Origin of the sequence: Chitinophaga filiformis, assembly GCF_021646545.1 — a bacterium.
Taxonomy (GTDB): domain Bacteria; phylum Bacteroidota; class Bacteroidia; order Chitinophagales; family Chitinophagaceae; genus Chitinophaga; species Chitinophaga filiformis_A.
On record NZ_JAKIRP010000005.1, the window covers coordinates 399,259 to 424,302 of the forward strand.

The 25,044-nt window shown below is 43.7% G+C and carries 17 protein-coding genes and 1 tRNA gene; 7 read left to right on the forward strand and 11 right to left on the reverse strand.

Annotation, left to right across the window (positions count from 1 at the left end; all coding sequences use genetic code 11):
* Window positions 1-28 precede the first annotated feature (28 nt).
* Window positions 29-1,399 carry a glycoside hydrolase family 47 protein gene (locus L3C95_RS16170; protein ID WP_236389086.1) on the forward strand — a complete coding sequence of 457 codons (1,371 nt, stop codon included), beginning with the start codon at window positions 29-31 and terminating at the stop codon, window positions 1,397-1,399.
* Between the two features lie 118 nt (window positions 1,400-1,517).
* Here L3C95_RS16170 and L3C95_RS16175 read toward each other — a convergent pair whose 3' ends face one another.
* A complete protein-coding gene (locus tag L3C95_RS16175; protein ID WP_236389088.1) occupies window positions 1,518-3,944 on the reverse strand; it encodes a CshA/CshB family fibrillar adhesin-related protein in 2,427 nt (808 codons plus the stop codon).
* Between the two features lie 306 nt (window positions 3,945-4,250).
* Between L3C95_RS16175 and L3C95_RS16180 the strand changes: the two genes are divergently transcribed.
* Window positions 4,251-5,249, forward strand: a complete 999-nt coding sequence (locus tag L3C95_RS16180) for a DUF3592 domain-containing protein (protein WP_236389090.1) — start codon at window positions 4,251-4,253, stop codon at window positions 5,247-5,249.
* A 52-nt stretch (window positions 5,250-5,301) separates the two neighbouring features.
* Here the strand turns inward: L3C95_RS16180 and L3C95_RS16185 are convergent, their stop codons facing one another.
* Window positions 5,302-6,087: a prohibitin family protein gene (locus tag L3C95_RS16185; RefSeq protein ID WP_236389093.1), complete on the reverse strand. Its 786-nt coding sequence runs from the start codon at window positions 6,085-6,087 to the stop codon at window positions 5,302-5,304.
* Window positions 6,088-6,370: 283 nt separating this feature from the next.
* On the opposite strand from L3C95_RS16185, the gene L3C95_RS16190 reads away from it, so the two are divergent.
* Window positions 6,371-6,444: transfer RNA gene (locus tag L3C95_RS16190), tRNA-Pro, on the forward strand.
* Window positions 6,445-6,741: 297 nt separating this feature from the next.
* Complete coding sequence (locus L3C95_RS16195; protein WP_236389095.1) at window positions 6,742-8,013, forward strand: site-specific integrase; 1,272 nt, start codon at window positions 6,742-6,744, stop codon at window positions 8,011-8,013.
* Window positions 8,014-8,088: 75 nt separating this feature from the next.
* Here the strand turns inward: L3C95_RS16195 and L3C95_RS16200 are convergent, their stop codons facing one another.
* Window positions 8,089-8,328: a helix-turn-helix domain-containing protein gene (locus L3C95_RS16200; protein ID WP_106604399.1), complete on the reverse strand. Its 240-nt coding sequence runs from the start codon at window positions 8,326-8,328 to the stop codon at window positions 8,089-8,091.
* A gap of 360 nt (window positions 8,329-8,688) precedes the next feature.
* Between L3C95_RS16200 and L3C95_RS16205 the strand changes: the two genes are divergently transcribed.
* Complete coding sequence (locus L3C95_RS16205; RefSeq protein WP_236389097.1) at window positions 8,689-8,958, forward strand: hypothetical protein; 270 nt, start codon at window positions 8,689-8,691, stop codon at window positions 8,956-8,958.
* Window positions 8,959-9,137: 179 nt separating this feature from the next.
* Window positions 9,138-9,653, forward strand: coding sequence for a hypothetical protein (locus tag L3C95_RS16210; protein ID WP_236389098.1), 516 nt, complete (start codon window positions 9,138-9,140; stop codon window positions 9,651-9,653).
* Window positions 9,654-10,112: 459 nt separating this feature from the next.
* Here the strand turns inward: L3C95_RS16210 and L3C95_RS16215 are convergent, their stop codons facing one another.
* The 4 genes from L3C95_RS16215 to L3C95_RS16230 form a co-directional block, all read right to left on the reverse strand.
* Window positions 10,113-10,652 carry a hypothetical protein gene (locus tag L3C95_RS16215; RefSeq protein WP_236389099.1) on the reverse strand — a complete coding sequence of 180 codons (540 nt, stop codon included), beginning with the start codon at window positions 10,650-10,652 and terminating at the stop codon, window positions 10,113-10,115.
* Between the two features lie 7 nt (window positions 10,653-10,659).
* Window positions 10,660-11,697 (reverse strand): relaxase/mobilization nuclease domain-containing protein, encoded by a 1,038-nt coding sequence (locus L3C95_RS16220; RefSeq protein WP_236389100.1) that lies wholly within the window; start codon window positions 11,695-11,697, stop codon window positions 10,660-10,662.
* A complete protein-coding gene (locus tag L3C95_RS16225) occupies window positions 11,694-12,200 on the reverse strand; it encodes a plasmid mobilization protein (RefSeq protein ID WP_236389101.1) in 507 nt (168 codons plus the stop codon). The genes L3C95_RS16220 and L3C95_RS16225 overlap by 4 nt, the downstream gene beginning before the upstream one ends.
* A gap of 340 nt (window positions 12,201-12,540) precedes the next feature.
* The gene (locus L3C95_RS16230) at window positions 12,541-12,864 is read right to left on the reverse strand and encodes a helix-turn-helix domain-containing protein (RefSeq protein ID WP_236389102.1); all 324 of its coding nucleotides are present in this window, start codon (window positions 12,862-12,864) and stop codon (window positions 12,541-12,543) included.
* A 523-nt stretch (window positions 12,865-13,387) separates the two neighbouring features.
* On the opposite strand from L3C95_RS16230, the gene L3C95_RS16235 reads away from it, so the two are divergent.
* The gene (locus L3C95_RS16235) at window positions 13,388-14,875 is read left to right on the forward strand and encodes a P-loop NTPase fold protein (protein WP_236389103.1); all 1,488 of its coding nucleotides are present in this window, start codon (window positions 13,388-13,390) and stop codon (window positions 14,873-14,875) included.
* A 478-nt stretch (window positions 14,876-15,353) separates the two neighbouring features.
* On the opposite strand, the gene L3C95_RS16240 is transcribed toward L3C95_RS16235, so the two are convergent.
* The 4 genes from L3C95_RS16240 to L3C95_RS16255 form a co-directional block, all read right to left on the reverse strand.
* On the reverse strand, window positions 15,354-15,920 hold the full coding sequence (locus L3C95_RS16240; RefSeq protein WP_236389105.1) for an SMI1/KNR4 family protein: 567 nt from the start codon (window positions 15,918-15,920) through the stop codon (window positions 15,354-15,356).
* Between the two features lie 11 nt (window positions 15,921-15,931).
* Window positions 15,932-20,110 carry a DUF6443 domain-containing protein gene (locus tag L3C95_RS16245; protein WP_236389106.1) on the reverse strand — a complete coding sequence of 1,393 codons (4,179 nt, stop codon included), beginning with the start codon at window positions 20,108-20,110 and terminating at the stop codon, window positions 15,932-15,934.
* 19 nt (window positions 20,111-20,129) lie between these two features.
* Complete coding sequence (locus L3C95_RS16250) at window positions 20,130-23,231, reverse strand: RHS repeat protein (RefSeq protein WP_236389108.1); 3,102 nt, start codon at window positions 23,229-23,231, stop codon at window positions 20,130-20,132.
* A gap of 162 nt (window positions 23,232-23,393) precedes the next feature.
* Entirely contained in the window at window positions 23,394-24,782 is a 1,389-nt protein-coding gene (locus L3C95_RS16255) for a hypothetical protein (RefSeq protein WP_236389109.1), read from the reverse strand.
* Between the last annotated feature and the right edge of the window lie 262 nt (window positions 24,783-25,044).

Sequence of the window (25,044 nt, forward strand, 5' to 3'; positions counted from 1 at the left end):
AGTTTTGCAGACTATAATTTAGCATCTGATGAAAAAATGCATCCTGGCTGCCGCAGCCATGATCAGCTACCTACCTATGAAAGCCCAGACAGCGGAGTTATCGGCCAGTGTAAAACAGGAATTTATTAAAGCCTGGGATACCTACAAACGATACGCATGGGGCCATGACGTGCTGTTGCCGTTAACGAAACAGTATACAGACTGGTATGAAGAGCCGTTACGGGTCTCTCCTGTTGACGCATACAGTACCATGAAAGTGATGGGCCTTCAGAAGCAGGCCAGAGAGATCGAGAAATACGTTACAGACAGCTGCAGGTTTGATACGGACGTATATGTGAAGACCTTCGATATGAATAAACGTGTGCTGGGAGGATTGCTTGCCATGTACTCGTATACACACAATCCGAAGGTACTGGAGCAGACAAAAGACCTGGGTGACCGTTTGTTGCAGGCCTTCAAATCACCTACAGGTATACCCTATTACTGGGTGAATCTGAAGACCGGTAAGGCCAGGGGAGAAAAAGTCAATACCGCTGAAGCAGCAGCGTATACTTTGGAGATGGGCATCCTGAGTTACTATACAAAAGATCCGAAATATTACCAGGCGGCCAGGAAGGCAACACTGGCAGTTTATGGAAGAAGATCTGCGATCAACCTTGTAGGCAATGTGATCAACAATGAGACAGGCGAATGGCTGGAAACGGTCAGTTTTATCGGCGCCGGCGGAGACGTCTTCTATGAATACCTGCTGAAGACCTGGCTGCTGTTTAAGGATCCGGAGATCAAAAATATCTGGGAACAGACTATTACAGCTGTTCACAGGTACGATGCAGAAGAAAATGATACGACACTCTGGTACAGGAAAACAGATATGTATTCGGGTGAAATGAAGAACAGCGCAGTGACGCTTTATGATGCATTCTTCCCTGCATTATTATGCATTGATGATGATGCAGAAAGGGCTGCTAAACTTCAATCCACCTGGAATGGCGTGTGGAGGAAATATGGATTGGAACCGATGATCTATGATTATCGCAAACAGCTGCCTGCTTCTCCCTCCTACGAACTGAATGCTGAGATCATAGAGTCTGCCTGGTATCTGTATGATTATACAAAAGATACCACCTATTTACAGATGGGAAAGCAGTACTACAACGATATCATGAAATACTGTAAAACGCCAAATGCTTTTTCATCAGTAGCGGATGTACGGACGAAGAAGCAACAGAACGGATTGCCGACATATTTCTTTGCAGAAACGATGAAGTATTTATATCTGTTGTTTACGCCGGAGGCAGGATTGAATACAGCGGAATATGTATTTAATACGGAAGCCCATCCTTTCAGAATAGCAGATTTTAAAGCGGCTGAAATAGGAAGACGGCTAGGCATCAATTAGTAAGTTAACCAGCGCTATATACAGGATGAGAGGGTGTCTCTATGGAGGCACCCTTCTTTGTATCATATCGATTTTCAGGACAAGGTGCCTCATTTTGCTGAGACACCTCCCCTACTTTTTAGCGGGCCAATACTACGGTACCTCTCCTTAGTACATCGCCGCAGATCGTTTTTGCTTTAATCATGTATATGTAGGAACCTGCTGGCTGCATCATACCTTTAAACGTACCATCCCAGCAATCGCCGGGATAATGTGTGTTAAACACCAGGTTCCCTACCCGGTTGTATACGCAGAATTCGAATGTATTCGTCTCGCCCCAGAACTTTAATCCGAAGCAATCATTTTTTCCATCGCCGTTGGGCGTAAAAGCTGTGGGAATGGGAGCCCGCGTAAATGCCAGTGCAATGTCGACATTCACTGTGACTGTTTCCACCTGCGTACAGCCATGCTCATCCATCACTGTCACTTCGTAGGTGGCTGTTTTCAGCGGAGACACTACAGGATTTGCGACCGTGTTATTGGCCATACCATTGGCAGGCTGCCAGTTGTAATAAATACCACCGGTGGCCTCCAGCACCACTTCCGGATGCGCACAGTCAATATCGCCTGATTTCGTAACAGCAGTAACCGGCAGGTCGTACACCTTTACCGGCACGAGGAACGTGTCTGCTACTGCGCAGGTACGCTGTTCCATATAGATCTTGAATGTAGAATCATAGGTAGGCGCCACAGCGATCAGCGAGTTGGTGGTGAGCAGTGAATCTGTATCCGTATACCACTCATACACATCTGCACCTCTTGCCTGGATCTCCACTGACTGTCCGAGGCAGACTACCGGTGTATCGGGCATTACTCTCATATCCGGAGCGGGATTTACCGTGATATTGATGGAAGATTTACTGGTACAACCATATATCGTAGTGGCTGTAACGGTATAGCTGGTGGTGGTCAGCGGCGTAGCAACGGGATTAGGAATAACGCTGTTGCTCAGGGAAGAATCTGGCCACCAGCTGTATGTAGCAGGGATATCGGAAACTGCGGAAAGCTGCAGGCTATTCCCTGCGCAGATAGCAGTATCGCTCCTTTTGGTGAATACAGGAGAAGGATTGACATAGATGGTAAGCGTAGCTGAACCCGGGCAACCGGAAGCATCCACGCCGCTTACCTTGTAGGTGGTTGTAACCATTGGTGTTGCCACCGGATCCGGAATGGAATCGGCGGACAATCCCGTGGCGGGCGTCCATTTATAACTGATACAGCCGGTAGCGTTTAACTGCGCAGGTTTACCGGCACAGAGCACCATGTTGGACAGTGTATTGATATTCGCAGAGCAGGGCGCTTTGATGCTGACAAGGTAATCTTCTGCCTCTCCATCCGGAGCAAAACCAGCAGGCGTTCTAAGCGCCTGCTGATCGGTTGACAGACGAAATCTGAACCCATACAGCGGCACTCTTCCGGCAATAAATCCACCAGGTAGCGCACTCCAGGTCAATGTGGCCACTGTTGCATTGGGCGCTACTGTTGCAGTAGCAGATTCATTGGTTTCGAAGGTACCGTTACGATTATAGTCAAACCAACCGGTGAGATAGGCTGTTTTTCCTGTGGTGTTACTCAGCGGAACAGTGACATCATACACGCCATTACCATTGTAGTCGCGGAAGGCTGTCACAGCTTCCTCATCCAGCCCCTGCTGATTATCGTCGGTCATACCAACAGCATCTGCATCACCGGCAATACTACCCAGTTTCAGGTTAGCGTCCCTTGTAGTCACAGGCAATGGCGCCTGATCATTACATGGCTGTTGCGTGGCGTATATCAGTTGATGCGTGGCATAACCATAACTGACAGGCAGATCACCTTCATCGACGGCAGCGATAATACCGAAAGCAACAGCGCTGCTACCATGCGTGGATCTTAAAAGGCGGACGTCCACCGTTACGTTTCCCGCTACCGGCACATCGGTAGCAACGATGGGTAATTGTCCGACGTTCGGTGTACCCGCATATGTCTCGGAAATACTGATCGATTGTGTACCGCATCCGGATGCGGGGTTATTTACCTGCGATGAGTTCCTGAAGAATTCCAGGGTACGCCAGTTACCTGCGGACGTAGTCATTGTCAGCGTCTCCAGTGAATTACTTGCTTCCGCATCGCTGGCTACCAATGTAAAAGCAACCGGTTTTCCCCGGCGGGAAGCGTTTAAGGTAATAGTGAACCGGCTGTTATTGAAATTGTTTGGAACAAAAATGGCCGGTTTGATAGCCGGGTCGGAGAAGTTATAGAGGTTTTTCAGCATAGCGCCATTCCAGGTATCCATAGTACTGGGCGCCAGCGGCGTTCCTGCAACTCCGGAGAAGGTGGCTGTAATGGTAAGACCATCAGCAGTAATAAATGTTTTGGTGGTTCCGTCTTCAATCTTCGCATCTGCCCAATCCAACCACCACACAAGGTTCTTCAAAGATCCGGCCCCTTTGTCGGCCAGTTGCGCAAATGACTGAGTATGAAACCATAACAGGAATGTGGATAGTAGTAAAAGTTTCGGCATCGAATTATATAATTATAGGGATCGTTTTTCAGGTATAGATATGCGTCTACGGCTAACTATTTCATTTTCATCACCTACAGCCAAAACAAGCTACTACAGAGGCTTTCAAGCGTACTCCTCCGTAAAATACATCAAAATAGTAAATAAAATAATAATTTAAAACGGGTAACCGCTCACTATCATATAACAAAAAATGTATATTTGCAGTTAGTTTAACATCAGCCTGGGACAAATCATTGACTGCGAATAGTTTATTACGACCGTTATAAATCTCTTACCTATTTTATACACTACAACCCTATACACATGAAAAGAAGAATTATCTGGGGCGCGCTGTTCCTACTTACATTCCTGACCTGGTATGCATGGATGCCGGCGGGTTTATATCTGAACATGCCGGTATTTCTGGCCATCATCGGGGGCATTTTAAGCTTCATCTTCCTGGCGCAGACATTTGCCGATTTTACAGACATGGATGAAATCACACAGTGGGACAGATATCCCAAACAGTGGTATCACAATATGACATTTGTATCGATCCCTGTTGCCATCGTGCTGATCGTCGTATTTGCAATGCACTACGGTAAGCTGGAGAATGAGGAACTAAAACAGTTTGGTGAGACAGTGCCTGCTACCATCGTGGATGGTTATTACAGGAAAAGCTCAAAGAGCAGCACTTACAAACTGACGATTTCCTATTACACCAAGCAGGGAAAACATGTACGCACACAGAAGGAAGTAGACAGCGATCAATATGAGCATGCCAGCAAAGGCCAGCATGTAGAAGTGATCTATTCCATTAAACACCCTTCCCTGGTGAAGATCTTACTGGGAGACGAAATGGTGGAGGAACTGACAGGTATCAAGAGCAGGAAACTGACCCTGAAAGACATGACACAGATGCTGGACATGCCTGGCGACAGTATTCTGCCGGCATTGAACAAGATCAGCTATCGCTGGGTAACGACTGATGATGACAGCTCTACTTATGTGAACGAGAGCAGGAAGGCGTTTTTCACCGCTGACCCACGTGTTCGTGTAACGTATGTTGCGATGGGTGAAGACTTCATGAGCATGGCGTCTGATATCCGTAGTTCCGGTTTCAGGAAAGAAGCCAGTGACACTACCAGTCATGAAAAAGAAGAAGGCGGTATGTCGATATACACTAAAGGCGATCTTAAGCTGGTGGTGCATGCAAAAACGATAGAACGCGAAGTGGATCAGAGTGACAACTCCGCTGTCGTTGCAGCTGCCGTTGGACTTAATAAAGAAGTCGCGCTGGTCATAACGATGTTCAGAAACTAAGATATTTTATAGTATTAAAAAAGGCGTCCGGTTTTATCAGACGCCTTTTTTGTTATTGAACATTTTTGAAGAAGGTCGGAGAATTGCCGTATAAAGGCGTTTTTCCGTCCCATTTTTCGATGAACTGCTGTTGGATGAGTAAAGGAGTCAGTGACTGCTGACGAAGCTGATTTGCCCTCGCTTCGGCCTCTGCCTGTATGATCAGTTTTTTAGCGTTGGCTTCTGTTACCCTCAGTTCGTTTTCCACCTGCATCGCCTGTTGTACCGCCCTGTTTTTGGCATCAATGGCCTGCGTGATGGTTTCAGGATACTGAATACCGCTTGTCAGCTGTTCCAGGTCGAAGCCTTCTTTCAGCATGGACTCCGTCAGTTGTTTCTGTACAGAGTTCTCGAAAGTCTCCCGGCTGCTGATCATACTATCAGTCGTATACTTATTGAACTGGATACGGAAGGCATCCCGTACGTAGTTGTAAAGTGTAGCTTTGGTGATTTCCTCGATCCCTTTACGGTACTTCTTAAAAATGTCGGGGCTTTTACCAGGAATGACACGGAATGTAATGGTCGGATCTACAGTAAATACCGATCCGTCTTTTGCATTCACGGTAAACGGATTGTAATCGGCCGTCTGTACGAAGATCGGGAACTCGTACACGGACTCTGTCAGTGGGTTGAACCACACCCGGCCAGTCACGAGGGAAATATCCTGTACCCCCTTATCACTACCATACTGTTTCACCCTGATGCCTTCATGCCCCGCATCGATGCGGGTACAACAAAACATGCAGAATATGGGGATTATCACAACAACAATGATCATCAGAATAATAGGTCGCTTCATAATTTAAGTTTGGATTTTAATAGCTTGTATAATGCGTAGTGTAATACTATCGTTACGAAAATGCAGATAATGCCGGCGAATACTGCGAGGTCGCTCGGCGCAGATAACAATCTCGATATCCATGTCCAGATATAGATATCCAGTATGATAACTGCTGGCAGGGATAAATAAATGAGGTTCATATTCAGGCTGAATTACATACGAATGTAAGGAATACGGGGAGAAAAATTTGGCTATTTTTTTAAAGGTTGTTAAATTGGTTGAGTCTCTCTGAGAGAGGTTTCGGGATGTAGCGCAGCCCGGTAGCGCGCTTCGTTCGGGACGAAGAGGCCGCAAGTTCGAATCTTGTCATCCCGACGGCATACACTTTAATTCGATTCAAAGCCCGCAAATAGTCAGTATTTGCGGGCTTTTTATTTTTTCAGGCTGGCAAATTATATCAATTTATATCATTCTTTTCGTGAGTAAATCCGTGAGTAAATTTTTTACCGAATATTACTCACGAAAACCGTTGTAACTCTTTGGCATTCAAAAAATAACACCATTCCATCTGGTGCCTTTTGATGCCGTTTGTGTGATGATTTCACCGCTTTGCGGTGAGTGGATAGTGGGAGTGATAACAAACGGTATTAAAAACCTAAAAATTGAATTGTTATGGATGCACAAAACTCATTTGGTATTGACTTCATTGTACGCAATGTGAAAGGCGCAAAGGACCTGGCGGTGGTATATGCACGAATCACCGTGAACGGAGGCGAGCCTGTCGAAATTAGCCTGAAAGACAAAATCCCAAAAGATCAATGGAATTCAGAATCGGAAAAAGTAAACGGGAAGTCTGAGGCAGCAAAGCTTCTGAATAACCATATCGCCAATGTCAGGTTCAACCTGAAACGGATCTATAAAGATCTCGTAGATAAATGTCAACCCTTCGAAGCTGAGGATATCAAAACGATCTATAACGGAAAGCAGGTGGTCAAAAACAAAGATCACACAGTAATGGCGCTGGTGAAGCTGCACAAACTTCATGAGGGGAAAAATCTGGCCCCTGGTACGCTTAAAAACTACGTTGCTACAGCTGCATACCTCCAAAATTTTATTAAGTACAAATTTAACCAGGAGGATGTGCATGTCTCAGTATTGGATTTCCCATTCATAAAAGAGCTTGAAACCTATATACCTCTGCACCCTATAAAGAAACATGATCCCTGCCACATCAACGGAACGGCAAAACACCTGGAAAGGCTAAAGCAAATAGCTAGCTGGGGCAAACTAATGAGATGGCTGAAGGAAGATCCTTTTGTAGACTTTACGTCTTTCAAAATAAAGACTAAGGTGAAGAAACTGAAATGGCATCAAATCGTGGCATTAGAGAAATTGGAGCTGGTCACACCGCAATTAGCCTACGTGCGTGACCTTTTTATTTTTAGTTGCTATACCGGCTTTGCCTATGCCGATGTTATGGCTTTGACGATGGACAATTTTGATGTCACTTCCTTCGGCAAGTTCTGGTGTAACCTTTATCGTCAAAAGTCCGAAGAGTTCACAGCCGTCCCTATTCTGCCAACGGCTGTAACTATTATCAAAAGGTACAAAGACAACCCCAAGGCTGTTGCCAATGGAACTGTATTCCCACCAATTACAAATCAGGAAATCAATCGCTGTCTTAAAATCTTGCAGGAGTTGGCCGCAATACCGTTTACGCTTACGTTTCACATTGCCCGACACACCTTCGCCTCGACTATAGCATTAAAAATGGGTGTTGCTATTAAGGTTGTGCAAATGATGATGGGGCATGCGAAAATAACAACGACTGAAGGATATACTGAAGCAGACGAGGAATGGATTGAAGAGGAAACAAAAGGGCTGGAAGATAGGATACAAGAGAGGAAACAGCTGCCCTCTCCTATGGAAGTGTTGAAGGGGTAAAATTATTTGGTAGTCAGTACAGACTGCGCAATAAGCTCTCCATAAGAATGAGTTTCAACGAAAACTCATTCTTCCTTATTCCTCCTCTCCCAGAAAGTACAATATATCACCTGTTGTGCGCTCAGCTAATTTATAGATGCTAACAAGTCTTAGGTCTTTCTTACCCTGCTCTACTTTAGAAAGCCAGGAATGGTCTAAGCCGGTATCAGCTGCAAGTTGGCGCAATGAGAGGTTATTATCCTTACGGTATTTTATCAACCTGACCGCTATACGGTCTAAAATATACTGATAGTCTTGATCTTCCTTGTTTGTCATCAAATTGAAGTTGAAATGTTTTTTTAAAAAAAGTGTAGTCCGATCTTACACCACATTGTATTTTTTCTTAGCTTGCAGTTATTAAACTGAGCCCGAATGGATTAAAGTCATTAGCAATAAAGAATTTTATATAGCTTTGCGATCTTCATAAAGATTTTCGCATCGAAATTGTCTTGGTTCCCGAAACTGCCCATTTCTAACGACCACAAGGCAACGTCGAGTAGCGCCATGCACTAGCGTGGGCGCTCGCGTTGTTTGGTCAAGGCGCTGGGCAGTGCCAGGGAACATCAACGTAGAGGCCCACGTTTTCTTTTAGACGTTGGTTTCTGCATTCATGTGTCCTGTTTAAATGCAAAATCAATGAAAAAAATTAAAGACTCAGCTCCGAACACATCGTCCTTCGTACAATCGGTACACTGTATTTTCTCTGCCCTTCCCAACAAATTCAGGGACAAAATATTGGAAGAATGTGCCGTCAGTACTCCAACTTATTATCGCCGCATAAGGGATGCTGGTCCCAAATGTAGTAATGCAGACAAAGATAAAATTGCCCAGATAGCCATCCAAAGCCTTAAGGCTGCCATCGCAGAATGCGAGGCAATCATTTCCAGACGCGATCAGCTGAACTGACTTTTTAGCGGCGCACCAGCTTAACCTAAGCAAGTAGGTCGGCGCCGGACCATAATTATTCAATAATACAGATTTGAGGGGTATATAAGAGCCATTAACGCTGGCTCCGTAACAACATGGTTGCAGGGTATCTACCCTGTACCACTTTCTTATTGCATCAACATCCAAAACAAAGTTTTATGACAGCACCACAAGTAGCAGTTGGGGTGGTCTTTCCTGTGCCCATGCCTAATGGCTCCAAAACAGGCGATCACTACCTCCACTTCACTACCACGTTTTTTGACATTAGCTATTATACAAAAACGCCAAAAGAACATGCAACGCTTGTAAACGAGGGTACGTTTAAAGTTTATTTCGCAGCCATTGGCCCCATACCGCTGATAAAGATACAAACACCTATGGGGCCGCTTCTCTTTACGCCCAACCCGATGGCATTAAGCGACTACGAGTTCCATACCTGGACCACAAAACGGAAGTTCGAACCTACTCGTATAACATTTTATCTGCTCAACATGAAAAATATCGTTATAGCCAGCCACAATATTATTATTGTCCGCCAGTGGCACGTATACGATACAACTAAACATCTACTGGAAGTCTTCACTACTCCCAAGCAAGTAGAAGAAGAAGTCGATTATATTTTTAAAACCTATTCACGCAGAGCGCTGGAAGAACGGTTTATAATGATCGGGTAATTTGTAAGTGTTCTCAATATTAAGAAAAAGAACAATTTTGGCTTTTACAACGACGTGACTGCCTCTAACCCAAGAACCGATCAGGGCTATTGTTTCGCTGGAAAACTGGCTCAGGATAAAGTAATATTACTCTCTTGTTTGCGTCACTGTTAGCAGTGCAGTCGTAGCGCGCCATGCTGCAACTGCTAAGGCAAAATCATGATAAAAAAAAGAACGGCCCCAAGCAGGGCCGTCATCCTCTTTTGAAGATTATAAAATTTCGTCTGTTTAACGACTCCTTAGGTCATACTTTACAATGTTCCTAGAAACCGGGGAAGGCGCCGCTGCCGCCCCATTCCCCCTTCCCCTTCCCGGCAGGGTTCCAAACAATGGGGAAGGCATTTACACCAAAAATTAGACACTCCCCCTCTTTTTTCCATTTAAGTAATACATCCGCATTTCAATGTACGAACCAATATCCTATCGAGTAATATTGTAATAAATGCTGTCCAGTTGCCTTTTTCTCGACTTGTTCTGCTTACCATAGTAGATCGTCCACGCTTTACGATATTGATCAACCTCTAATTGCTTAGTAATAATTTCTTTCTTATCGTCTGTCCACTTCGTTAAAAGTGTATAACTATAATTAAGGAATATCATTACTATAATCCCAAGGAACCAACGTCCGAAAACAACTTTATAGAATAATTTATGATCCCGCTCCGGAAATAGCAATACCTGAAATTTGTGTATTACATTGTGCCGCTGCTTAATGATTGACAATTTTAAATCTAACAGCTCCTTTTTTAAAATCCTCTGAATAATACCGCTGTCTAACCTATCATTGGACGATTGTGTATCACGAAGCTTTTCTTGCAGCTGGTCAACCTGCAACTTTAAGTCTTTTACAGCCACCACTATTTCGTTAGCGGCGTTTGCCTGTTTTTTCTGTTCCTGAGTCAATTCTTCTAGCACAATAATTAAGCTCTCTTCCTCCATAATAACTCCTTTTTTCTGCATATATTTATTAATAGCCTAAACCGCGGTTATATCCACGCTTCTTCTTTTTTTTCTTCTTCATTCCAGCCTCTGTCATTTCAAAAGGGATATGATTATCTGCATATTCTGACCTCAAGAGCAACTCTAAAATGTTCTTAAGTTCCCTAGTAATATTCGATTCCTCTACCTTATACTCTGTTTCCCTTCTACTGCTATTACTGTTTGCTAATAAATCAGCGGCAGATGGCCTGTTACTTTCCGTCCGAGGATCGGCAATGAGACCGTCTTTTCTGTTTTCGACATCACTTCTATGGCCCAAAAACCTTTCAATTCTTGACAAGGAAAAGCCAACTTCACTTCCTTTTATCCTCACTTTTTTCTCATCAATAAAAACAATTCCTCTTCCTTTTACCAACACATATCCGAGTTCTTCCATAGCTTTAGCAAATTTTTCCCAGCATTTCACTTTCACAAGCGTTCGCCTTATATCATTTGCTAATTTTATTCTACGAGTATCACTCCTCCCCTTGACCCACTCATGAGGAGGCAAAAATGCCCTCGGACTCAGGACTTCTTTAAGCTCAAATTGCCGCTCCAGCCTCCGACAAAGTGCCGCCATTTTCCTATAACTATTGCTATCACTGGCCACCTTTCCATCGAATCCGACCCTGTTAGCAACTACGTGTATATGCTGCTCCCTGGTATCCTTATGAAGGATACAGATATATTGATTCTCAGCAACCCCGAATTCCTTCGCACACGCCGCCCCGACCTCCATCCACTTATCCTTATCTAACAGCTCGCCCGGGGCCAGTCTAAGCGCAAAATGGAAGACCGGATTCTCCACACGCTTGCTTAACCTGGATACGTCCTTGAACTCTCTCGCTAATTGATATTTATTGCCAAAACATTGATTATAAAACAGCACTTCTGCCCTATTCTTATGCTGTACGCTTTCACGCGCAGAAAGATACTGTTTGTCATCCTCAGACAGTCCTTTTTTGTCCTCCAGGCAATACCTGATGCATTCATAAAAAGACGCTCCAGTTCCCACGTATCCAATCATGAAAAATAAGTTTTTACCTCTCCAGCCAATTCTTTTAATCTCATAGATTGAACCTTCAGATCAGCTCTCTCAATAACAGTCAATTCATCGTTACTATTCCGCTTCCTGGCAATCTGATTAAGATTCGCTGCCATGTGATTCAATATAGCAGTGATAGACAGTATTTCTGAAGGTAAGGTCTTCATCCGCATGTCAATTCTTCCGGTCAACGCCAATTCTCTCAAATATTCAGATATAGAAAGACGGGCACTATTTGCCTTGGTTTTAATCAGATCTCTTTCAGCCAGCGTACACTTAAGCGAAAGCAGCTGGTCTCTCTTTTCTGCCTTTATAGGTCTTCCACCCTTTTTTTGGGACTTAAGATCCTTCTTCTCCATATTCAATACACTTAATATTCCCATTGAATGCGGCCGCATGAAAAAAACGAATGCGAAGCCATGAGTGAATGAAAGTTTTGGTATTACCAAAACATAGCTGGCTACCTGCATTTTTTCAAGACCCATTTGCGACCTTTTGATTACCGGGCCCTTATATAATTTTTAGAATGAGGACACACGGCGAAAGTCTTTGCATCTGCATCTGCCTATATAAAGCAACCTTTTTAGAAATCTACATTTCCAAAGGAATAGTCAATAGATCAATTATTTTTTGTGATGAACATAAAAACTAGCGAGACTAGAAATACTTTCGGGAGCGAATTTAAGGGCAGACAAATTGTCAGCAGCAATCGACAATATTCTTAAACAACCCTAACATTTTTGCAATAAAAACGGCAAGTATAGCCATGGCAAATACTTGCCGTCATAGACATTTCTCGCTACTTCATTTAATAGATCTGACTTTTCAACTACGGATCTTACTCGTAGAAAGTAATCGCTGGATGTCCTCACGATCATAGTAAATAGCACCGCCTATCCGAGTATAAGGAATCGTGCCGTTTGATCGAAGTTTTTGTAAGGTGCCAGGAGATAGATTTAACATATGCCTGACTTCGTAAGACTTTAGCCATTTGCGTGGCATTACCGGGGAAATTTTCTCGTCAATCAGCTGTTTAAATTCTGAGATAAGACGCTCTCTGAATTCATCCAAATCTTCGAGAGTAACTAACTGATTTCTGTTTACACTTGTCATGATCGTACCCACATTTTTCAACTTCACTTTTTCCATTTTACGATATTTTGAATTAACAATCAGTACGTAACTAACACGAGCCGGAGATAGAGCTACCTGGTGCGGGTGATGACTCCATATAACAATAAGTAATATCAATAATAAATAAATTTTACGAAATATCCAACGGAACAAACTCGCCTTGACCCACCTTGTACTACTTTGACATCATTTGATCCTTCTATTCTCTAAAACAACCCGTCACTATAAAACAAATCAACATATAAACAAAACGCCTAACCATTGTTTGGAACCCCGCCGGGAAGGGGGACGGGGAACGGCGCGGCGGCAGCGCCTTCCCCTGCTAGCCGGGTTGGGGGTGGACTATCTCTCGCCAGCATGTAACGAAGCATGAAGCAGCCCGACGCCGTATCCTACCCCTTATGTTGTCGGTCAGAAGACACCACAACGGCGGGGTCGGTTTGGGAGACTTGAAGAAGATAAACGAATTCCGTTTTCAGGGAATTTCCGTATTTTGATCTATATCCCTGTCGGATACCATGAACTCTAAAAACATTATATGCGATTTGATCAAATTTTTGAGTATCCCATCAAAGAATTCGTTAAACATCTCGAACAAGAAAATAACGAACGCATCGTTTTTTCCGGTAAGTATGGGAGTGGAAAAACCACTTTCATAAAAGACTTTTTTGAGGACAAAAATCAGCAACAAATATTGGAAGGGAAAAAATATCGACCATTTCACCTCTTTCCTGTTAGCTATTCAATAGCTAGTAATGAAGATATCATACGTTATATAAAGTTCGATTTGATAATACAGTTTCTGATTCAGGGAATTACTCTGGAAGAAATTAAACTAGGAATAATAGATACGCTTCCACAATATGTAAAAAAGGATCTGCTTAAAATCGCGAAGACTATTATTTCTATGGTCCCTAAAATTGGAAAAGACGTTGTTGAACATGCTGAAGAATTAAATGAGCTGGTAAAGCTGTTTTTTGAATATCATCAAGAGGCCAATAAGACGGATGGCGACAAAATGCTGCAGTACCTGAATAAGATACGCTCCGGGCAGGGATCTATTTATGAGAATGATGTAATCACCCAAATTATTTCAAGGACAATGAAAAAGGCCAAAGGAGAGCCAATACTGATTATTGATGATCTAGACAGGTTGGACCCCGAGCATACCTTCAGAATTTTAAATGTTTTTGCTGCACATTTTGATACCGAACTTTATTCTGGAGAGAAAAATAAATTTGGATTTGAAAAAATCATTCTGGTATGCGACTTTAAAAACATAAGGAGGATCTTTCATAATAAGTATGGTCGTGATGTTGATTTTGTGGGGTATGTTGACAAATTCTACAGTTCTGATGTATATCATTTCGATAATACCCGGGCAGTGTCTGGCATCGTTAGCCAGGTTTTAGCGTCATTAACATTTGAAGACGATGAAATGCCGAATGCTCACTACCAAATGCTCTACTTAGGTAACGATTTTGTGCGCGATATTTTGCAGATGTTGCTTAAGGTGGATTTGCTAAGTTTACGCAGCCTAATTAAGTTATACGGTAAGAGAATAACTTATCATAAAGATAAGATTATACTTCCTAGAGAAGGAGATAGATATGCAGCCACGCTGCCAATGACTTTACAGTTAAAGTTGTTGACCTACGTGTTGGCCGATGTGGAAAGCTATTATTCGGTTATGGACAGATGCTCCTTGGCTTTTAACGGAGAAGATCCAGAGCCCGCGTCATATGATATTTATGCTGCTCATTTATTTCATATTCTAGCTGGAGATGATTATTTCTTTCGCAATATAACTGGATACCCCTACAAATTTGGGGAAGACGAGATATATGTGGAATTCAAAAATGATTTCGGATCAGGTGTAGTCCAGTCGGTTAATTTGTCGAAGGTAAAGTACAATGATGCTGGCAAACCGGAGAAGGGTGATTATTACCGGATAACCCCTGCTTTTTTTTGGAAAGTTATGAAAGCAGTAGTAGAAAAGCTTGAACGACTCGGGTACATTGCCTAATATGTAATATCAATACCACTGAAGCAAGCCATTCTGAAAGGCTATATAAAACCACGTGGTATTGCTATAGATGACGGCAGTTAATCCGCAAGTTTGATGTTCTTATCTGACCTTGTCACATTTTTCGTTCATACGATCTAACACCTGCTACAGCTCATCTGGTGATATTCGCTCCCTTAATTTATCTCTTGCCATAACCATTTGTATTCGTATTTTCAGATCAAATATCTGTGAAAATAAAGAAAAATGGCCCACACTATTGTGCGGGCCATTCAGTAGTAACCATACAGGAGTATACGGTCAATTTCCGAACCGTTATTTTTAATGACATTTTCCGATCACCGGACTAGCACTGGTCTTATGTGATATACATAAGCGGTCAGACCAGGCAGAATGCCCGATCTTGACTAAGTATTCATGTATATAAAACCGTGGAGAAACTGCACGCTTTTAGCAAGAGGTATTGCTGTCCAATAACCTATTCATTTGGAATTTCATATTTTTTTCTGATAGAGTTCCTTAAACCTCTGTCTTCTACCAATACACCGTCCACAAATGAGTAAGCACCTTTCTCATAACATTCCAGTACACACTGAAGAAGCGTCAGTAAAGATTTATACTTTGGTATTAATTCATCCCCATATAACGCGTGAGACTGCGCAAAAATATAGCCATAAGAGGCATCGTTTTGGTCGCAGTTGATCAATAGAAAATCTCCTCCCCCAGTTGTGAAAAGCGGGAAATGTTTTCGTCCCCAGTAACCTTCTTTGGAATTTAGATCGTATTCTTTTAAAGAAGATTCCAATGGTTCGAAAATCCCCCATGGAAAAAGCAGCAGGTCCCCTATGGTATCGTCACTTACGTCTACGCTTCCGTTCTTCCACTCATACAACTCAAATACTTCCGGAGGAAACGAATAACTAAGGTGTGCTATTTTCTGCTGAATTTCTGCTCTTGAAATGCCTTTTTGAAGCCGGATACCAGCAATTGAATTCTGTGAAACAAGGTAATGTTCGATTTTCTTTAATATAGGAGTAAGCTGCATATTAAATTAATTTATAAAATTACCGGATTTGGGAAAGGACTCGGTGTAGGTCCAAATATAGGTGGAATTAATGGAGGCAAAAAGCGTTGTAAGAGACCCTCAACTGCCTTCAGTACCGGAAACGCATCGCTGTCTGGTATTGGCTGCGGTACAGGTTGGGAGTTATCTGGCATTGGGATCACCAGGATTTTATCATCTGTTCGTAATTCGCTCCATCTAACCAAACTCCCCAACTGACCACCTTGGATGTTTTGTTCTTTCTTTGGTACTGCCATTACTTCAGATCCCTTTCCGCCTTCCTTCGTCATCGCAAAGGGATATTCATCCCATGATAGCCCACTCCCTGCCTTTCCACGTCCTCGTAGTGCATCACTTCTTCTATCATCAGCCGCGTCTTTATCTGAATCGTAGGTAAGCAACATCGAATGCCCCTTTCTTAAAGCATTCATCGTATTTTGGTAAATGTTCTTGGTCATAGATTCGTAAACAAAGTGGAATACCAGTTTTGTACCCGCCGCTCTGGCTTTTTGGATATCTTTGTAAAAGTTTACTGCATCCACTCCGGTGTATTTTACACCTCCTGCGATCGGCTTTGCATCTTTACCATCAGGGTCTATAAAATTAACAGGGTTGTCAAACGCAAAATTAAACTGCGATATCCAGCCGTACTTTGCACCATGAGGATCAGGAGCGTGGAACCTGCCTATTTGCGGATCATATAACCTGGCGCCGAAATCATATAGATTAGAACTCCATCCATCACCAAATTCACTGGTTTCAAACTTTTTGCCATTGAATAAGTAGTTATTGTTGATATAGCTCTTTTTCAGGGCTTTGGCGCTGATGCCTGCCATTTCAAGGCCAAATGGATAGTAATGGTGTTCTTCTAGCAGCGGCCCGGCATTATGTGTGATGATCAGATTATCAAAATAAACGTCTACTGCGCTTTCATTACTCTCATACACATAAAGGAAACCAGTTTTCTTTACGGCCATTTTATTCACCACCAGGCTGATCAACTGGCCCGTACTTCCTTGCACCTGCCGCACCCCCGAATTCTCGGCAACCATATTGAACTGATCATCAAACATCACAAAGTTCAGGTAGGCTTTAGGCTGTGTCGCTTGGTTTTGGTTCGGATCAAGGTTTTTTACGCTGGAGTACAGACTGCCGTCAAACACTGACAGCGGACTGTTAATTCCCGTAGCCTCGTGTATGCCTTCTACTAAGCTCACATTGCTCATCGCAGAGAGAAAGGAACTGACAATAGCCTGGGCTGTATTCACTGAACTGGTTGCTGAAGTACTCTGGTAGTATGCTTTTGAGGAAATGGTGATTGAATCCCCCGCCATCACCCGCAGTACTAATGAAGGCCCTATCTTTTGTCCGGTAGAGCCGTTCGTCTTAGCTACAAAATCATTTGGATTGGTGGTGTTATCAGTAGGATATGACAGAGGTTTGGCGCTTCTGGTAGCATCTATATTTGCAAATAAGGCATTCTCTGTACCGCTTGCGGCTGTCTCCATCGTGGCAGCATATAAGGCAGTATCAGACCTGGTTCCTAATACCATTTCCACGTCGCCCTTCTGGTTTTTAATGAAATAATCAAAGGCGAACTGCACTGGCTGATTATTCTTGTAAATTGCCCTGATGCGCCCCCTCTCATGGGATATGCTTTGCAGGGTGTCGTTGCCCGGACCGTCTTCAGGTTTGCCGTTGAGGTATATAAATCCATTGGCATATTGCGTGATCACAGTACGGAAGGTGTTGCTGGTATCAGTTACCACTTTTGCCAGTTGGTTGCCATCTCCACCCCGTACCAGGTATACATCGCCACGGCCTTTCACTTTGTAATAGACCGGCAGATTGTTGTGGTCATAAATGATGGTGTCAATGTCCTTGTTTTTGTCCTTAGCAATATTGCCGTTCCCGTCGTACCAGTAGTCCTGGAAAAGGGTGTTCCAAATCTCTTTAAAGTCGCCCAGTTTGGAATTTGGATCATTAACTTTATCCGTAACATTGTACAGGCTATTGCTGTATGCAAAGTATCCATATTCCAAACTATCTATCGTCTTTTTCACCATACCGTCCATGCCTCGCTGCCGCATGGACTGAATGTTGCCGTTAGGATCGTAAGAGAGACCATTTACAGAAAAATCCATGACGTTCTGCGCCCAGTTGGTACTACCTAAATTCTGCTGGCTGAAATAAGAAGCGGTAAGTCTGCCTGCCGGATCGTAACTGTAGCCATTGGCTCGGGCAAGACCATCTCCACGTCCTTTAAACTTCATCCCGGATACGTTGCCGTTATATTCACTGCTGTCAAATCCTAGATCATAGCAAAGCTCCATACCAAACCAGTTGGAGGTACTGCCAACCGTATTAACGTAACCTTTGTTTATGGCACGCAGCCATTTGCGGATGTTATAATCGTATGATAAGGTTTCCAACTGCGTTGAGGCTCCGGGATTCAGCCTTTCAGTGAGTAGCTGGCCGGTTTCATTGTAGCTCATCACGCTAAGGGCTCGTTTGAGGGTCGTGTTATCATTGAGCGTTACAATGAGCGAATCTAAACGACCTCCATCATCATAATGGTACAGGGTATGTACCGTAGTTTGTGGCGTGATGGTTGACTGCGGATTGGTGTGTTTGAGGTAGGTAGTTAATATTTTGCCTGAGAAATCATATACCTTGTTCATGATGTCTTTTCCACCGCCGTAGTTGTCCTCTATTTTCTGGATCTCGCGTTGTCGGTCATTGTAGTATATAGTTGTAGTCAGCCATCTGTCTTTACTGTCGTCCCATACTCGCCTGCCGGTCACCAGTCCTTTTGTTTTAGTGCTGGCTGCACCAGGCATGCCTTCAGAATAGGGATTGCTGCCTACCCTCGTATTGCTCAGGTCTGCTATTGCATAAGCCGTTACACCCGGAAAGTTGTAATTGTCATAGTAAATGTAATGCTGAGGCACCATTACCGAAGGTGTGAGAAAGGGAACGCTTACGGCGGGATTGGCAACCGTAGATGTATCCATCAATGCCTGCAGGTATTCACGGCTGGAACCCGTATAGAATAAACTTTCTCCGGTTACCCGGTTCAGTGAATCATAGAGAATGGCTTTAGCCATGCCCATAGCAGCCAGATTACCGGTTCTTGCAATCACTAGTCTGTCCCGCTTGTCATATACCATTTCAACTGAATCTGCACCCGGAGCCTTCTCTACGATTACGCGTTCTCGGTGGTCATAACGGTACATATAGGCCAGTTCTCCAATGATATAGGGAGTAACTACCCAGTGCGACTTAATGATGTCAATAAGCTTCGGACTAAGAATAAAAGCCAGCTTGCCATTGTCGTTAAAAATCTGGTAGGTACAGTTCCATCCCACATGGCCGGTACCCGGAGTGTAGCTGTTTTGTACCTTCTTAAGTACCAATCTACCAACCTTATCTTTAAATTCAATGATCTTCATTCCGTCCTCTTTGATAACGGTTTCCTTGAACAGTGTGCCCGCCGGATAGAACCCGCCGGAAGTTGGAGTGCCGGTAATGCCAGAAACAAGGTATTGCCGTACAGAATCTGCCACGGTGTTAAACTGGTAGCGTGTTTCCATCGGTCTGTTACCACCCTCCAATGCCCAATTGTTGCCTTGCGCATAAACTTTTACAGGTCGGTCGTCTGGAGCGTTTTCATAACTTATTCGCCCATAAAAAATAGCTTCTCCGGCAGCCGAAGGATTGAGTATAGTGTCTTTGTAGAATGCACTTTGCTGGTTGAATGGATCTGTTTTGAACTTACCATCGCTGGTATTGCCTGTCTTGGGTACATAAGGCAGATATTTATAAATTTCCCTGTCGTACTGGTCATAAATATAGGGACTTACTAAATCCTTTCCGGAGGGCGTCACAGCCTTCTCTACGTGTTGGATCAGCCGCCCGAGGCCGTCATGGTATTCAGTGGTCTGCCTCACTTCTCCGCTGGTCCGGCTTGAAGACTTCAGGTAAGCAGTATCATTGCTGGGTAGATTAGGCTCCCAGGCACGGATATAATTTATCCATGTGTTTGTATAGGCGGCCGGAATTGCCGTAGGTGTTGCTGCTGGCCTGAATTTTAGTTTTGGGGTGTTTTGTGCATGAACAACAAGTGCAGCCGAGATAAATAACAGCACTTGAAAAAAGATTTTCTTTATCATTTGAAAAAACGATTTGGAGTTATTGATTGATAGTTGCACCTATTTTGTGGTCATACAGCTTAATGATCATTCCATTGTGATCGCGTACACTGGTCAGCCTTCCCAGACCATCAAAAGTGTAGTGGGTAGTTACCCCCGCCGTGTTGGTTTCACTGGTGATCTTGCCATAGGGTGAATAGGTATTCGTAACAACCTGGGCTGATTTACCAGCCAGGGCATTGCGTATTTTGTTGATCTCTGCACGTATTGTCTGGTCATCGGCAGGTGCATCCAGATTCGCAGGTATAACCAAACCAATGACATCTGAATAGGCAGCCCCGATAATGGTAGCTACCGGATACTGACCATTGTAGCCCCACAGATATACTTCACGCAAGTCGTTAGATTTACCTTGTTCTGTAAGGTTTCCTCTGCTGTCGTATGCGGCAAAGGTTAGCCTGTTTTCTAAAGGCTGGTCTGCCTTGATGATTTCTTTGCTTAATGGAGCGATCATACCACTATAGAAACCGAAATTGTTTTTCTCTTTGTAGATCTGTATCCCCCCTCTGGTCGTGCGGGATTCGATAATTTCTGCAATCATGTTTCTGGCTACCATAGAATCATACACTGCCGTTCCGCTAAAGTCAGCCGGATAACTGTAAGTAGTGGATACAACAATATTATCACTCCCGGTAACATCTTGTTGGGTAATTTGCGCAGAAACGGAGTCGTAAGTGTAGGAGGTTTTAATACCAAGCCCGGTGCCGTTTGTCACATCGTAAATGCTATCAGTTTTTGATTTTAAGGTGGGCCAAAATTGGTAGGTTTGATACATCCCAATATTGAAGCTCCAATCGGGTCCGGAGGGGCATCCGCCCGATGAAAATGTATTGGACACACGCTGTACGCCACATTTGGCTCCCCATACCCAGCGCAGGTTTGGCGATCCTCCCGTATGGTTGTAGTTCCATTCGTTAATGCTGCTCTTCAGCAGCCTGCCATTGTTATCATACACTCGCTTTGCAATGGGCAAACCTCGAAGCTCGGCGTAACTGGTACGTGGAATGTAAGGGTATCCGCTTCCACCTAAATCCATAAAGCCAGGTAAGGTGTAAGTAAATTCTTCCGATCCGTTTTCTGCATTTTCTCCATATAGTGCAATAACTCTGGAATAGCCAATGGGGCTTCCCTGGGTTCGTCCCAGTGTTACCAAACTATTACCATAACGAGTGAACATCATCCAGTCGCCACCTTTGTTTGCAGGTATGCCGGTACAGTAATAAGGCACGTATGTATATCCGGAATAGATGGCTTTATCGAGCAGATATCCTGAGGATATGCTATCGTTTAACTGGTATTTAAAACGTACTACCTGGTCATTTGCATGATTGAACCCATCATAGGTGGTGATCCGCTTTAACCTGTTCCCCCCTGCCATTTGAGAAAACACCGATGGCGCAAAGAAGTAATCCCAAACTCTGTAGTTAAGTGTAATAAAACATTTTTCATTAAGGCCAGTACGCTCAGCAACAAGGTAGTAGGTAGCGCCTTTGGTCAAATATATGTTGTCTGTTCTGGTTGTTCCGTTAGAATTGCCTGAAGCCCAAAGCAGGTTAAAACTGGCGTCATAGATCTCCACAGTAGCTTGTGGGTCTGTCGGAATAACACCAGTCAGCATATACGTAACGGATAGTTGACCTGAAATATTCGGAACAAATACCATGGTAGTGTCCCTATAAACTAAGGGATGTGGTCCATCCATAGTGGTGGCATTGGCTGTTGCACCTATCACCGTAGAATCAGTGTGTTGTAGTTTGTATATACTTGAATTTCTGTAAAAAGAGTAGTTATGCGGCTCGTATTCGAAGGTACGCACACCTCCGGTTGGGTAAGTAATGGTACTTAACAGCCCTAACTGCATAGAGGCGGAATCAGGCTCACGGTTTGCGCCTGGGTAATCAATGTAACCATCTGTTAAAGCAGGGATCAAACTGTTATTAAAGACCCCATTGTTATATCCCCAGTGGTCCTGGCTATAGGAATCCTTTGCGGGCAAACCATCGGGGTTGATATAGGTAAAACCGGTACTGATAGAATCTGTTCCGCCTAGTTCAACATATTTACTCAGGAATAACCGCTTTTTCTGAAAATCAGACGATGCTGCACTGGAATAGAACTGATTAAACTTAACCTTTTTGATCAGTGTATAGTTCAAACCCTTAGCGCTGTAGAAACTGATCTCTGTTAGCCTCGCTTTATTGCCGGTATTGATATCAGCGCGATCATTCAAACTGGTAAACTCCACCTTGCCGCTTCTATAAACTATGGAAGTTAGTTTGAAGGAGTTTGTGGTTTGATGACTGTAGGTTTTAGTGGTATTGTCAGAAGGAGGAAGCTGATTAAGGCAACCCGCCGGCTGCCCCGGCACAGCGGAATACTTGGTTTCACTGGGCAAATCGTCCTCGTTATTGAAAGAGTTGGCGGTATAGTTAAACCGGATAGTATCTTTCCTGTTCGGAGAAATGATCTTGGTCAGAAACCAGGCTGACTTGCAGGTAAAGTTGCTTCCGTTATCGCCAGGAACGGTTTCTACATCGTAGGTCGAGCTTTCAATGTCTCCAAATTCATACCGGGTCCCATTTTCTGTGGTGATGGTAAAACCATTTGTCAGGCTTCCTGATAGTTTCCAGGGTTTATAAGGAGTAAAATACACCTGGCCTGTTCTATCAAATATCATCCTAGCAGATTGACCTCCGAACTGAACGTAGTAAATATCTGGCAGTAGGTCTAACCTGTTTTCTCCTATATCCTTTTTTTCACACGTAGTGAGACCATTGAGCCAAAATGTGGGGTTGGGGGTTGACCATAGCGGCAGTCCCAACGTGCCCGCAGCATCGTCGTAGCCCGTGGTGGTCTGCTCATCAGGCCTCCCAATGGCAGTACGGGCAATTACGCCACCTACTGTAACGTCCCAGCCGGTGCCTGCCCATGATCCTTGATCTTGTACCTGTATCCCTCCGGCCCCTGAATAATCCAGGCTAATAGTATGTGAAAGGGTTCCTGATTTGATCTCATATAATAGAAAGTTGATTTGAGCCCTTCCGGTATGGTAAGATATAGGAATATCCGCAACACGAGCCATTTGTGTAGCCTGTTTACTGGGCTCATAAATTTGTGCAGGTGAGGTGAGATCAAAGGTTGTACTTTGAGCCCAAAGGGCATGAGAAAATAGGAGCATGAAGAAGGTGACCCAGATCTTCATGCTGCGGGTAAATAGCAGCATCATTATTAATTACTTTAGGTATTATTTGAAATTGTAGCCGAAACGAAGTTTGAAAGGTTGAGATTTTGGAATTTGACGGGACGCCAGAAAATCGTAAAGAATGCATGTTGTCGCCTTTTTATTGCCGCCAACAGATATCTTACGGCAAATACCCAACAATGCGCTCAATTGATAGCCATTCCAGTTACGAAGTTCTCTCAGTTGCCGGAAACCTGTTGGTTTGTTGCCTTCTATACCGCCATTTACATATAAACTGCCTTTGAGTTTCCAATCCAAAAAGCTACGGATACCGAATCCCTGATGGCTGAACGCCACATGGTCCCAACCCTGCCCCATACCAAGTTTATAGGCGATCCCAATGCCAACTATTCCGTCTTTATGAAATTTGTATCCGAGTTGAGCAATGATATCTGCAGTAGTAGGAAAATAAAGGTTTGCCTTTTGAAACTGAATGTTTCCGCCTGGTTCTAGCCGGTCAAGAAAACGTTTTGTCTTAAGGGGCTTGGGTTTGAAATTGGGCGTTTCGTCTATATGCTCCAGAGATGAGAACTTCGATTTGAAATTATCCAATTGTGACCGGGCCGCATCCATTTGGGCAGATGCCATTTGCCGTCCTGCCTGATCTGATCCTATACTCCGTGCCAGAGCATTTTCAACTTGTGCCCTGGTTTGAAGATCTTCCAATGATCGGGCTGAGTTGTAGTTCTCGGGAAGGCCCAAAAGGCTTGCAAACAAGCTGTTCTTCGACATAAAAGCTGCGAAGTCAGATCGTTTACGCAATATTTCCAGAAACTTCTGTGTAGCCTTGTCAGGGTTCGAGAGTAGTGACTTGTACTCTTCAACCTGCTGGCGATAGTAATAGAATTGTTCTTGAAGCGCAGCCAGTTCTTTAATATTGGGAGCTAAACTTTGCAGAACAGCAGCAATATCCCGCTTTCCTTCTTCAATGATGGCAGAGGTTTGTTCGGTAATGGCAACTTCATTTTGAAGAGCAGTTACTGACTGTTTCGCTTTTCCAAACTTTTTCAGTCCATCAGTGCCTCGCTGCTCAATAAACTTTACGCTTCCCTGGAGTGAGTCCAGGTAGCCAAAGTATTGTGTCGGCATGCTTTCCATCCTTGCTATGTTACTCCTGAATGTACGTGCTTTGGTAATAAGTGGAGGAAATAAATGTTCAGCGGTCTGCTTGTCCAGTATCGTTACTCGCTTTTCCAGCGCCTCTAACCGCCGAATATAACGATCTAGCGCCTCACTGTTATGGTGCACAAGTTTTTTACGTATTTGCTCTGATGATCGGCTGATACGTCTAAGGTATACCTCTGTATGTTTGAGTGTGAGCGTATCCGCAGCATCTGCATTCATGTGTAGGGTCAAAACTATCCCTACCAGAAGATGGTAAAGCTTCTTCATGGGTACAGTTAAAGTGGTTAATAAACGGGGTTATGAGGAAAATGAAATATGGGTATGGGGTGTTATTCCATAGATCGCATAAGGTTTTGGAGTCTTAAAATATGAGTTTTGCCGTGAATGAAGATAAAGCACATTTTTTACAAAGAAGTTAATATCATGTTAACGAAAAAAAATAATAAGAGGTCAAAATCAAATATCCGCTTTGCCGGATTTGTCTTTTTGATTGCAGGTAGCATAATACTTCACAGCTGGGCAAAGGCTT